Raw genomic sequence first — 12,588 nt, forward strand, 5'->3', positions numbered from 1 at the left:
AAAGTTTCCCCTCTTCTCCCCTCTCCTCGTAGGAGAGGGGTTGGGGGAGAGGTCAGCTCTTTAGAGTCACCTAACCCCCCAACCCCCTTCCCTGCAAGGGAAGGGGGAGAGGAAAGATTAGAGGATGAAAAAGTTTCCCCTCTTCTCCCCTCTCCTCGTAGGAGAGGGGTTGGGGGAGAGGTCAATTTACAGGAATTAAAAATCACCGTGGAAGTCGCCCACGAAATCTTAATCCGTCATTGGTCAACTTTACGTTGGTGGTTGGATAACAATAGAAGTCGCCTACAACAGCAACGACAGATGGAGCAGGATGCTAATAAATGGGTGCAACATGGGCGAGTGGATGATTTTTTGCAGCGGGGTGTAGCGTTACAGAATGGAGAGGAACTTTATATTAAGTATGGTGATGAGTTGTCTGAGTTGACTCAGGAGTTTATTGAGGCGGGGATGGCGTTGCGTCAACGGCAGGAAGAGGAGAAGCGACTGCGTAGGCGAAGGACGATATTGGGGTTAGTGAGTGGTTTGGTGGCAGTGTCTGTGTTTGCTGTGGGGGCGGTGTGGCAGTGGCGTCGGGCTGTTGATGAGAAGAATAATGTTGTACTTAAAGAAGAGATTTCAACTTTAGAATATGTGGGAGCTACGAGTTTAGAGCGACAGTTAGATGTTATTGCCTTGGGGAAAAAATTAAAAGCTGGTTGGGTTAGTCTAGAAAATAGGGTACGGGGTATGGTGTTGCTGCAACAGACCTTTGATTTTGAGAAATGGAAAGAATTTAAGACTTTAGAGGGGCATAAAGATGGAATCGATCACGTCATTTTCAGCCCTGATGGCAAGTTTATCGCTTCTGCCAGCCATGACAAAACAGTGCGTCTGTGGCAAGTAGATGGCACTCCTGTTGTTACTTTAGAGGGACATAAAGCTGAGGTATTCCAAGTCAGTTTCAGTCCTGATAGCAAGTTGCTCGCTTCTGCAAGCGCTGACGGTATCGTGCGTGTGTGGCAAACAGATGGCACTCCTGTTACTACTTTAGAGGGGCATAAAGGTTGGTTCAGGCACGTTAGTGTCAGTTTCAGCCCCGATGGCAAGCTACTAGCTTCTGCTGGTGGCGACCACACAGTACGTCTATGGCAAGCTGATGGTACTCCTGTTGCTACTTTAGAGGGGCATAAAGATAGGATTAACCACTTTAGTTTCAGTCCCGATAGCAAGTTGCTCGCTTCTGCAAGCCATGACAAAACAGTGCGTTTATGGCAAGTAGATGGCACTCCTGTTCATACTTTAGAGGGACATAAAGGTGTGGTCAACCATGTCAGTTTCAGCCCCGATGGCAAGTTACTCGCTTCTGGTGGCGGTCAACCCACTAGAAGTTCTGATGGCAGCCGTGATAGCACAGTGCGTGTGTGGCAAGTAGATGGAACTCTTGTTGCTACTTTAGAGGGGCATAAAACTTGGGTCAACCATGTCAGTTTCAGCCCCGATGGTAAGTTACTCGCTTCTGGCGGTTATAACACAGTGCGTCTGTGGAAAATTGATGGCACTCCTGTTGCTACTTTAGATGGGCATATAGACAATTTTAGCCACATCGATTTTAGCCCCGATGGCAGGTTACTCGCTTCTGCTAGCAATGATAGTACGGTGCATGTGTGGCAAATTGATGGCACTCCTGTTGCTACTTTAAAAGGGCATAAAAAATGGGGCGAACACGTCACTTTCAGCCCCGATGGCAAGTTACTTGCTTCTGCTGGTGGCGACCACACAGTACGTCTATGGCAAACTGATGGTACTCCTGTTGCCACCTTCAATCATATCCAAGACATCAGTTTCAGCCCCGATGGCAAATTACTCGCTTCTGCTAACAGGGACGGGACGGTGAATGTGTGGCAAATTGATGGCACTTCTGTTGCTACTTTAAAGGGGCATAAAAAAATGAGCGAACACGTCACTTTCAGCCCTGATAGCAAGTTATTGGCTTCTGCTAGCGGTGACAGCACAGTGCGTGTGTGGCAAGTAGATGGTACTCTTGTTGCTACTTTAGATGGGCATAAAGATACAGTAAACCACGTTAGTTTCAGCCCTGATGGCAAGTTATTGGCTTCTGCTAGTTGGGACAACACAGTGCGTGTGTGGCAAGTAGATGGTACCCCTGTTGCTACTTTAGAGGGGCGTAAAGGTTTCTACCAAGTCAGTTTCAGCCCTGATGGCAAGCTGTTGGCTTTTCCTATTGATAAAAAAGTGCGTGTGTGGCAAGTAGATGGTACTCCTGTTGCTACTTTAGAGGGACATAAAGTTTTGGTCAGCCATGTCAGTTTCAGCCCCGATAGCAAGTTACTAGCTTCTGCTGGCAGTGACAACACAGTGCGTCTATGGCAAACAGATGGCACTGCTGTTGCTACTTTAGAAGGACATCAAGATTCGGTCAACCACATTAGTTTCAGCTCAGATGGCAAGTTACTGGCTTCTGCTAGCAGTGACGGCACGGTGCGTTTATGGCAAACAGATGGCACTGCTGTTGTTACTTTAGAAGGGCACAAAGATTCGGTCAACCACATTAGTTTCAGCTCAGATGGCAAGTTACTGGCTTCTGCTAGCAGTGACGGCACGGTGCGTTTATGGCAAACAGATGGCACTGCTGTTGCTACTTTAGAAGGGCATAAAGATTGGGTAAGGCACCTCAGTTTCAGCCCTGATGGTAAGTTACTGGCTGCTGTTAGCCGTGACGGCACCGTGCGCCTATGGAATTTCGACCTCGACTCCCTCCTCAAACAAGGCTGCGACTGGGTGGGCGATCATGTGAGGAATAATCCCAATGTCAGCGAAGAAGATAAACGTTTGTGTGAGGGAATTTAATAGAAGTCAGAAGTTTGAAGTCAGAAGTCAGAAGTTAGAAACCAAACAAAAAAATTGTAGGGGCGGGTTTAGCCGAAAGTTGTGTCAATTAGTCGTTGAGTAATGTAAACCCGCCCCCCACCATTGATTTAATGAACGAAAATGGGGGCGGGTTCATCTGAAGTTAGAAGTTAGAAACCAAACAAAAAAATTGTAGGGGCGGGTTCAACCGAAAATTGTGTCAATTAGTCGTTGAGTAATGTAAACCCGCCCCCCACCATTGATTTAATTAATGAAAATCGGGGCGGGTTTAGCCGATCTAATTGTTGGCATTGTTAATTTAACGCGGAACCCGCCCCTACAGTTGCGATATGTCAGTAGTAAAATTGAGCGATCGCTCCCCAATTGACAAAATTCAAAATCTGTGTTAAAAAATCATCAACCAAAACCTCACACTCAAAACAAATGGAACCACAAACCATAAACCTACCAGAACCCCTAGCAAGTGCATTATTATCCTATATGCGCGATCGCCAAGACTCCCCCACTCCCAATATAGTTATACAAGCAGCAGTAGAAGAATTTCTAACTCAACGTGGTTATTTATCCCCACCAAAAAAACATCTGCAAATAACGCCAGCATCAAGAGGCAGTGGCTAGATGAAGTCAGAAGTCAGAAGTCAGAAGTTAGAAGTTAGAAGTAAAATTATTGCTGTGACTGTATTTGAGAGGAACAAGAATTTCCTAATAGTAAACTTTGTAGGTTGGGTTGACGTTAAGGAAACCCAACAAAATACGAGTATGCTGTTGGGTGTTGGGTTGCGCTGTCGCTTAACCCAACCTACGGTATTTTTTCTAAAATTGAGCGATCGCCATAGGAAGTCAGAAGTCAGAAGTTAGAAGTCAGAAGTAATGTTATGTCCAGTTGTAATTACTTTTGTCATCAGAAATGGCAGTGGGAGCATCTTGCTCCCATACTAGGCATTCCTTGTTCGTATTTTTGAGCTATTCAGAATATAGTTTTCGCAATTCATCCATTGAAGAAACCTGGGGAATTTGAGCAATAATTCTCTCTAATAATTTCACATCATTAATTGCTGAAATTTCGGATAATATCTCCATATATTCATCAGCAAACTTGAATTTTAATCCCATTTCAACTGCTAATAATAACGCCTGTTTAATTTGAACGTCTTTTTCTGCTGCTATTTCATCTCCTGTTTTAATCACATTCCCATCAGCATCGCACCAACGCAACCAAGTACCATTAATATTTTCAAACCTACCATTCCACAGAGTTAATCCCAAATTAACATTGGTAAACCAAGCATCATTTTTAGGAATATAAGAATTAAATTGCAGTTGAAATACTTGCAGTACAGTTTCACTTAGTTTTTGTAATGGATCGTAGACAACATAATAAGGAATTCTTAACTGAGCATAGTCTGTTAATTTAGTTCCTAATTCATTGCCCGGAGTCGGAGAAACAATTTCAATTACCACATCTGGTGGTTTGCCAAATTCCCAGAATAAATAAGAACGAACATTACGTTCCCACCATTCTTTTTCACCAATAATATTCAAACTTAAAAACACATCAGGTACAATTCCTGAGTCTCGGATATGAGAAAATAAACCCACATTAGCAGCAACAATAAAAGGAACATTTATTGGTATTTCAGCACCACTATAAAATACAGTTGTGAGTAAACGTTGTTGTTTTTCATTAATAAAACTATCCAAGGGAGCGTCATCCTCCAGAATCATGTGACTGGTATCTGGATATTCATGGGGCAGAATAGTCAATTTTTCTGACATAATTACCTCCAGATTGATTTAGTAATTGTTTAATATCAGGACTTATGCAAAATATTCTCCTACACTAACTTTAGTATCAGCTCAGTTGTAACCTAACCTAAAGGTAGAGTTAGCTGCGTAAGTTTTGAATATATTATATAGCAATCGTAAGCATTGAGTTATTGTAAACTTTGTAGGTTGGGTTGACGTTTAGGAAACCCAACAAAAGTTGACGTTTAAGAAACCCAACAAAATAGGAGTATGCTGTTGGGTGTTGGGTTGCGCTGTCGCTTTTCATGTCGGCGACAGCCGAAACCCAACCTACGTATTACAGCAAATTTCGGAGAAATGATATACAGGGTCAATGATAAAAATATTGTAGTGCGGGCATCTTGCCCGCGATGGATGTACCTCATAACAAGGGAAAGCGCTGTATAACTAACGTTCCTGCAACCAACTCAACAAATCTTCCAAACTATTGAAGTCTAAAAAATCTTCCCCTAAATTATCTAAATCTTCAACAGATAAATTCTCAATTTGACTAATTATTGCCTCTGGAATTTCTCCAAAACGCTTTTTAATTAGACGCATTATTAACCGTAATTCCCCTTTTTTTTCCGCATAACTTATCCGTCCTATTTCATCTTGGAGCATCATTCCTCGACGGTCAAGCATATCTAACTCTTCCGCTGTCATGTTAATTTGATTAGCAATATTTAAAGCCTTTTTTATTTCCGAAACTTCTCCTAAATTCTCCGGTATCTCATCTAAACGGCTAGCATCTTTCAAAAAATAAATCCACTTATCACTCAAACTATCTAACTCAGACAAACTTTTCTTAAACTTGGGTAATTCTACAAAAATTAATCGCCATTCTTTATCCAAACATTCAAAGTTTTTATCTTCTTCTTTAAACACAAACTTATTCACCACATTCTCAGTCTCTTTAAACAAAATAAAATCCGTAATTGTGACAGCGATCGCCGGATTTAGTCGAGGGTAATTTTCTCCTTTTTCTAACTGATTAGCATAAGCTTTAGCTAAATTGTAAGCTACCCGTTTGTTAAAAGCAGCCATCCATGCTACTTGCATTTCAATCATCACAAGAGAACCATCAACTAAAACAGCTTTGACATCCAAATAAGTATCTTTTAATGAGATTACTTGACCAGGATTAAAAGGATTAACGATTGTCAAAGACTGAATAATTTTTTCTCCTCCATAAATAATCGCATTGAGAAAACTGATTAAGATGTCTTGACTTTGTGCCGAACCGAAGATTTTTTTAAAAGCATAATCTATCTTGGGACTAACAAATTTCATAGTATTTTTTCTCCTTTTTAAGCCAGGAATTATAGTAAATATTTTAGCAACTCTACTTACAAGAGATGTAGGTTGGGTTAAGCGACAGCGTAACCCAACAACTATAAATTTGTGTTGGGTTTCCTTAAGGTCAACCCAACCTACGCCTTTTTTCTGAACCGAAGATTTTTTTAAAAGCATAATCTATCTTAGGACTAACAAATTTCATAGTATTTTTTCTCCTTTTCAAGCCAGAAATTCTAGTAAATATTCTAGCAACGATACTGAACTTTTTTTATAGATATAAATGAATTTTTTCTCAAGATTGGGAATAATTTAATTAGCAATTCCAGCTTTTTTAAACACTTGTTCAGCAGTTAACTCTAATCCTGCAAATAAAGAATCTATCAGTAGAGTATCTCCCATATAAGTTTGTGGCGGTGCATCTGGATAAAAAACTGTAATACTTCTAGCTTTACTATCAATAACCCACACTCTTAATACACCCGCATCTAAATAATCTTTAGCTTTAGCATTAAGTTGACCATAAGTTTGACCGGGAGAAATAATTTCTATTACTAAATCTGGCGGTACGGAACAAGCAACATCTTCTTCCCAATCTTCAGGAAAACGTTCGGCAGCAAGATATAATAATTCTGGAACAGGCATCCAATCTTTTCCTTTTCTGATTAATTTAACTGCCAATTCTGGATATACTTCTCCCTTTTCTTGACACCATTCATCAATTAAATAAAGTAAAGCACGAGTCAGTTTAGAATGAAATTTTTTGGGCGACATTTTTGCTACTGCTATTCCATTAATAAATTCATAAATAATATCTCCCTCTCCTGGTGGAAGTTCGAGAAATTCTTGTAATGTGAGTTGATTTTTTACCTGTACCATTTTTACCTCTAATACGAAATTTAAGAAAGCTCGTTACAGTATTTTTTATCCCAATTAATAATTAACAATTATAGCAATTTTTATCAGTCGTGAGGTACAAAAATATAGTAGGTGTAGGGTGCGTTAGACAGTCATAATTTAAGATGTGAAAAGGATTTAATAATCTAATGATAAATAATTTTTTGTTTGTAGTTGGGCTTTAGCCCATTAGACATCTCTAGAAAAGAGAGCATAGGCAATAGGAGAAAATAACTAATAACTTCTGTACGATAATTGATTTTATTTTTTATTGTTGGAGATGTCTATTAAATATCCATACTTAGGGCTAAAGCCCAACTACTAGCTCTAATTATAACTATTTAACCGGACATGATATAATGCACGATTTTAGTTGTTTAGTGTTGGGTTTCGGAGTTCCTCAACCCAACCTACCCTTGGCTTCCCTCTAAATATGAATAACTTTTTCCAGAGATATCGACATTAAATATAGAGACGCTCAAACCCTAATATTCTATGAAACTAAAATTATGGACAAAGATGCAAAAGTCAAACAACTTTTAACCGAAATCAAAAACCAAAGGGGAGACCAAAGAAACCAAACTATTAACAATTTACTAAATATTACTCCCAGGTTGCCAGGAATTCGTAAAGACAAACATTCAGATTATTTACAGGCAGTTAATAACACTTTATTCTCTGTCAAACAAAATATTGATAGGTTTCTCCAGGAATACAAAAAAAGATGGAGAATTGATATTAGTCAAAATTCACCCCTATTGGTGCGACAGCGTTATGTAATGTGGATAAATGGATATTTAAAGTATGACATTTTTGACTTATACAGCAAAACAAATCAAGAAATTAGTCTCAATACTCTAGTGGGTGGAGAGCAAAAAGAAGATTGGATAGACTTATTAGCTAATGAAGGATTTAATCTTTCTACATCAGATGGTTTTGAAACTTATATTACCCATCTACAAAATCATAAAACTCAAAGAAAAGGTTTAATTGTAGAACTTTATATTGAGAACGATCCAGAAGGAAAATTACAGGAAATTCATCCCAAAGGATATCCAGAATGTAACGCTCAAACAATCATGCAGTATTTTTATTTGAGCAATCCAGGTGACAAAATAACAGTAAAAGAAGACTGGATTATTGTTGATAAGCCAAAGGCAAAATACATTAGAAAAAGCAAAAAAATCATCAATCTCTCTGAACCAGAGAAGAAAAAGAATTGGACAATTTTTGCTAAAGAGCATGACATAAAATATCAAACCATCAAATCCTGTTGGAACAGACATAGAGAGAGTTTATTTGAGGAAATCAATCAGGATATTGAGCAGAATTTCGACAAGTATATCAAACTATTTGCACAACAAATAAAAGAAATATTAGGAGAAAATGACAATGATGAATAGAACAGAATTACAACCAGTTTTTGTAACTTTAGATGCTGAAACACATCAACAAGCTGCCAGTATAGCAGCCGAACAATCTAACCCAGAAATTGGTAAACAAACTTATTTGAATATTCTGGCGGTTAAGGCTGTTAATAATTTATTGAAATGGTTAGATTTTTCTACAGATTTACAACAGGTTAAAAGTTTAAATCCAATTCTGAGCGGAGTTTTGAATGCCACAGACTTAGTAGTAGAAAACAAGAGATTATTTTGCATTCCAATTTTGCCTGAAAAAACAGAATTTTCTGTACCTCCCGATGTACCAGAAAACATTATTGGTTTTGTAGCGGTACAGTTCGAGCAAGTTTTGGATAAAGCCAAAGTCTTAGGATATTTCCCTGTAACAAACGTCGATAATTTACCAGAAACTATTCTTCTGGAAAAACTACACCCTCTGGATAATTTGTTTTCTGTTTTAGAAGAATTAAAATTGCAAAATGAGTCAGAAGTATTAGAAGTCAATGTCTTGGAATTGCTTAAACAAGGAATTGATGAACTAGCCGAACAAATTGGTTGGCTATTACTGAACAAACAAACAGATTCAGCTTATGCCAGGAAAGCACCTACAGAAGAATTAGAAATTCCTACAGATAAAATTTTATCCAAACAACTCAAAATTGCCGGACAATATTTTACTTTGCAGGTCTTTAGTCTGGTGAAAAAGGATGAAATTATCTGGCGATTTGAACTGCAAAATATAGCTGTGGGAGGTTTAATTCCGGCAGGCTTTAAGTTGCGATTACTGACAGAAAATGCAGAAAGTTTTGAAAAGAATGAAGCTGTATCTACTCATGCTGTAGAAAATCTTTATGTAGATGTAATTTTAGAACCAGGGGAAGGTTTAATCTGGGAAATTGAGCCGATTCCTGATCATTTTAGTCGAGAAATTTTGCGGTTTTAATTTGACACCTTGATAGGATAAAAATCAAATTATTGTAGGGACGTTCCGTGGAACGTCCCTATTATTTTGAAGAAAATTCCATCAACTTTACAGCAAAATTTTAGTGCATTAATGTAGTGGACCGACACACCTTAAATGGTGCATTAGAAAATGGGGGGATGGGGTGATTACGAAAAAAGCTAATGATGAATAGTGAAATTTCTCTTCTATTGCGACCTACGCAATAGTCAATACATTTTATGAAGCACCCAGCCAGAGGAGATGAATAGTCAAATTTCTCTTCTATTGCGACCTACGCAATAGTCAACACATTTTATGAAGCACCCAGCCAGAGGAGATGAATAGTCAAATTTCTCTTCTATTGCGACCTACGCAATAGTCAATACATTTTATGAAGCACCCAGCCAGAGGAGATGAATAGTCAAATTTCTCTTCTATTGCGACCTACGCAATAGTCAACACATTTTATGAAGCACCCAGCCAGAGGAAATGAATAGTAAAAATGGTATTGGGATACAGCAGGTTATTTACACATTAAAATGGATCGGGGTTCTCAATATATTTTTGATTACCAACAGATTTAATAGTGTCCCTAAGAAAGTCACTAAATAGGTAAGCATTCAGTTATGAGCATTCAGCATTCAGTAATTAGTAATGAATAATTACTTCTAAAGTTAGAGCAGGGGACTTTAGCATTAAGTTTTTACTCTTTCTCAATTTCAAAGGTTGCTTTTACCTTCTACAAAATTAATAGCTGATAGCTAATAACTGACGGCTGTTTGCGTAGCATTAAATAGTTATGATATATTTTGATTAAATTTATAGTTCGTTAACTGCTCCTTGAGGAATATTTTCTGATAAAACTTGCACAATATTTTTAGCAGCTTCAAAAGCAATATCGTGGCGAATTTCATCAACAGCAGAACCTAGATGAGGAGTAAAAAAAGTCTTATTTTTCTCTGTTATTAATGCCTCACAAATTTCTTGAGGACGATGATAAATTGCCCAATCTTCCATCTCAAATACATCAGCAGCATATCCAGCTAAATGTCCAGATTGAATTGCCGAGGCGATCGCTTTCTCATCTACAACTGACCCCCGACATGGATTAATTAGGAAACTTTTTGGTTTCATTTTGGCTAAGGTATCTTGATTAATCAGATGATAGGTATTAGGAATTAAAGGTACCATTAACACTACATAATCACTACTTTTTAAGAGTTCTTCTAAAGAAACTCTAGAGATTTTCCAGGCAGTTTCTTGTTGTACAGATAAGGGAATAGGGTCGCTGTAAAGTAAATTCATTTCAAAACCTACTAATCTTTGAGCCAAAGCTTTTCCTAATTTTCCCATCCCTACAATTCCCAGAGTTTTATGCAATAATCCGGTACTATAAAGTTGTGGTTTCCATCCTTGAAAATTACCATCACGAATTAGGCGATCGCCTTCTAATATTCGACGACCTAATCCAATTAGTAAACCAATAGTTAATTCTGCTGTGGGTGCTGCTAATAAATCGGGAACAATTGTGAACCAAATACCTCGTTTTGTACAAGCATCTATATCAAAATTATCATACCCTCTTAAAGCTCCTGCAATAACTTTTAATTGGGGACAAGCATCTAAGAAACTAGATTCAATATAGTCAGGCATAAATACCATTAAACCTTCAGATTCTTTGGTTCGATTGATAATTTCTTCACGAGATAATGTTTCTTGAGTTTGATTGAGAATAACTTCACAAGTTTGACTTAAATAATCAATAACTTGAGTATGAATCCAATGGGTAATAACAACTTTAGGTTTTTTATTCATAATGAGGAAGAAGGAAGAGGGAAGAAGGAAAAAGGAAGAAGGAAAGAAGAAAGGAAGACAAAAGAAAGGAAGACAGAAGAAAGTTAATTTTTAATAATCAGGGCTTATCTAAACTGTTATGTGTAGGGGCGAATGCCATTCGCCCATACAAGATATAGTGGTTATGCGTAAGTTCTGATAATATTACCTTTATCTGTCAACGTTTTTAGATTTGATCGGTAAGCCCTAATTAATTTTAGATAGTTATATCTATACGTTTTTCCCTTTTTTTCAATATTTACTCCTTCTTCCTTCTTCCCTCTTCTTTCTTCCTTAATTAAATTTTTGACGTAAATAATTACTTAAACTATCAACTAAAGTAACCATTATTAACACAACCAATAAAAGTGCTGAAACTTCCTCATATTTGAGTAAACGTAAGGCTCCAAGAATTTCAAATCCAATGCCACCAGCTCCAACAGCTCCTAATACCATTGAGGCTCGAAAATTGTATTCCCAACGGTAAAAAGTCACGTCAGCAATTTGAGGAAAAATTTGAGGAAAAATGCTATGAAAAATAATTTGTAAATGATTAGCACCCGCAGATTTTGCAGCTTCAATAGGAGCATTATCTGTATGTTCTATAGCCTCAGCAAAGAATTTTCCTACCATGCCAATTGAATGAAATCCTAATGCTAATACCCCAGGAAGTGTGCCAAATCCAACTGCTGCTACAAAAAGAATTCCTACAATTAATTCGGGAATTGCCCTAGTTATATTCAGAATCATTCTTGATAGGAAATAAACAACAGGATGAGGTGTCGTATTACGAGCAGCTCCTAAAGAAAGGGGAAGAGAAATAGCTACAGCCATACCTGTACCAGCAATACTCATAGCAATAGTATCAATTAAAGGTTTAATCCAGTATAGAGCGCGACTAAAATCTGGCGGAAACATTTCCCAAACCATCTCAATTAAATCGGGAATTCCCTCAGATAATCGTTGTCCATCCAATAATCCCACACTCCCAAAGCTGACTAAAATAATGGCTAATAAGGTCAATGTTTTAGTCAAAGAAATATACCAACTTCTTTGTTGTTGACGGAGCAAACTATCAAATTTATTGGGAGTAACCATTATTTCAGTTATCAGTTATCAGTTATCAGTTATCAGTTAAGATAATTTTTAAGTAGGTAGGCGCGAATAAACCTCACTATGTAACGAAATGTTTATGCAGTCCAAACCTTTGAGATTGCTTCCTTCCACTCCGTTCCAGTCGCAATGACGTACTTGTAAATTTTCCCACCTACCTACTTAGAAGAAAATTGACTAATTTTTTGTAAGCATTCAGTTATTAGCAGTCAGCTCTCAGCTTTTTAACATTGTTCATAAATGAAGCAAGCTTTTCGTTTGACTTCTACTACATTTTCAACCACAGAATTGAAACACAATAATGACTAATTTAAGTTGTTAACTTACACAATTGTGTAACGATAATTTTTAGATATGTTTCAGAAGTTAATATAGCAATCCTAAACGATTTGTGAGAATTTTTATAATAGTTAAGACTGATGAAAAATCTTGAAAATTATGAATCCTGAC

10 protein-coding genes are annotated in these 12,588 nt (G+C 37.6%); 5 read left to right on the forward strand and 5 right to left on the reverse strand.

The features are described 5' to 3' along the window. The first annotated feature begins 207 nt into the window (after window positions 1–207). From ACP6PM_RS09050 to ACP6PM_RS09060, 3 genes are all read left to right on the forward strand, one after another. Window positions 208–2,847 (forward strand): WD40 repeat domain-containing protein, encoded by a 2,640-nt coding sequence (locus tag ACP6PM_RS09050; protein ID WP_426583828.1) that lies wholly within the window; start codon window positions 208–210, stop codon window positions 2,845–2,847. A gap of 444 nt (window positions 2,848–3,291) precedes the next feature. Continuing rightward, window positions 3,292–3,486 (forward strand): hypothetical protein, encoded by a 195-nt coding sequence (locus tag ACP6PM_RS09055; RefSeq protein ID WP_426583830.1) that lies wholly within the window; start codon window positions 3,292–3,294, stop codon window positions 3,484–3,486. Beyond that, the gene (locus tag ACP6PM_RS09060; RefSeq protein ID WP_426583832.1) at window positions 3,487–3,726 is read left to right on the forward strand and encodes a hypothetical protein; all 240 of its coding nucleotides are present in this window, start codon (window positions 3,487–3,489) and stop codon (window positions 3,724–3,726) included. It abuts the gene before it with no gap. A 105-nt stretch (window positions 3,727–3,831) separates the two neighbouring features. On the opposite strand, the gene ACP6PM_RS09065 is transcribed toward ACP6PM_RS09060, so the two are convergent. The 3 genes from ACP6PM_RS09065 to ACP6PM_RS09075 form a co-directional block, all read right to left on the reverse strand. Next, a complete protein-coding gene (locus tag ACP6PM_RS09065; protein WP_426583834.1) occupies window positions 3,832–4,644 on the reverse strand; it encodes a Uma2 family endonuclease in 813 nt (270 codons plus the stop codon). A 417-nt stretch (window positions 4,645–5,061) separates the two neighbouring features. Continuing rightward, complete coding sequence (locus tag ACP6PM_RS09070; protein WP_426583836.1) at window positions 5,062–5,946, reverse strand: Rpn family recombination-promoting nuclease/putative transposase; 885 nt, start codon at window positions 5,944–5,946, stop codon at window positions 5,062–5,064. 315 nt (window positions 5,947–6,261) lie between these two features. Beyond that, window positions 6,262–6,828, reverse strand: coding sequence for a Uma2 family endonuclease (locus ACP6PM_RS09075; RefSeq protein ID WP_426583838.1), 567 nt, complete (start codon window positions 6,826–6,828; stop codon window positions 6,262–6,264). A gap of 527 nt (window positions 6,829–7,355) precedes the next feature. Here ACP6PM_RS09075 and ACP6PM_RS09080 point away from each other — a divergent pair. Both ACP6PM_RS09080 and ACP6PM_RS09085 read left to right on the forward strand, forming a co-directional pair. Continuing rightward, complete coding sequence (locus ACP6PM_RS09080; RefSeq protein WP_426583840.1) at window positions 7,356–8,249, forward strand: hypothetical protein; 894 nt, start codon at window positions 7,356–7,358, stop codon at window positions 8,247–8,249. Then, window positions 8,239–9,192, forward strand: a complete 954-nt coding sequence (locus ACP6PM_RS09085) for a DUF1822 family protein (RefSeq protein WP_426583841.1) — start codon at window positions 8,239–8,241, stop codon at window positions 9,190–9,192. The genes ACP6PM_RS09080 and ACP6PM_RS09085 overlap by 11 nt, the downstream gene beginning before the upstream one ends. An 819-nt stretch (window positions 9,193–10,011) precedes the next feature. Here ACP6PM_RS09085 and ACP6PM_RS09090 read toward each other — a convergent pair. Together ACP6PM_RS09090 and phnE are read right to left on the reverse strand one after the other, a co-directional pair. Beyond that, window positions 10,012–11,007 (reverse strand): phosphonate dehydrogenase, encoded by a 996-nt coding sequence (locus tag ACP6PM_RS09090; RefSeq protein ID WP_426583843.1) that lies wholly within the window; start codon window positions 11,005–11,007, stop codon window positions 10,012–10,014. 312 nt (window positions 11,008–11,319) lie between these two features. Next, window positions 11,320–12,123, reverse strand: a complete 804-nt coding sequence (gene phnE, locus ACP6PM_RS09095) for a phosphonate ABC transporter, permease protein PhnE (RefSeq protein ID WP_426583845.1) — start codon at window positions 12,121–12,123, stop codon at window positions 11,320–11,322. Window positions 12,124–12,588: the final 465 nt, after the last annotated feature.

It is taken from the genome of Dapis brunnea BLCC-M229, assembly GCF_050015995.1.
In the GTDB taxonomy this organism is placed as follows: domain Bacteria; phylum Cyanobacteriota; class Cyanobacteriia; order Cyanobacteriales; family Microcoleaceae; genus Trichodesmium.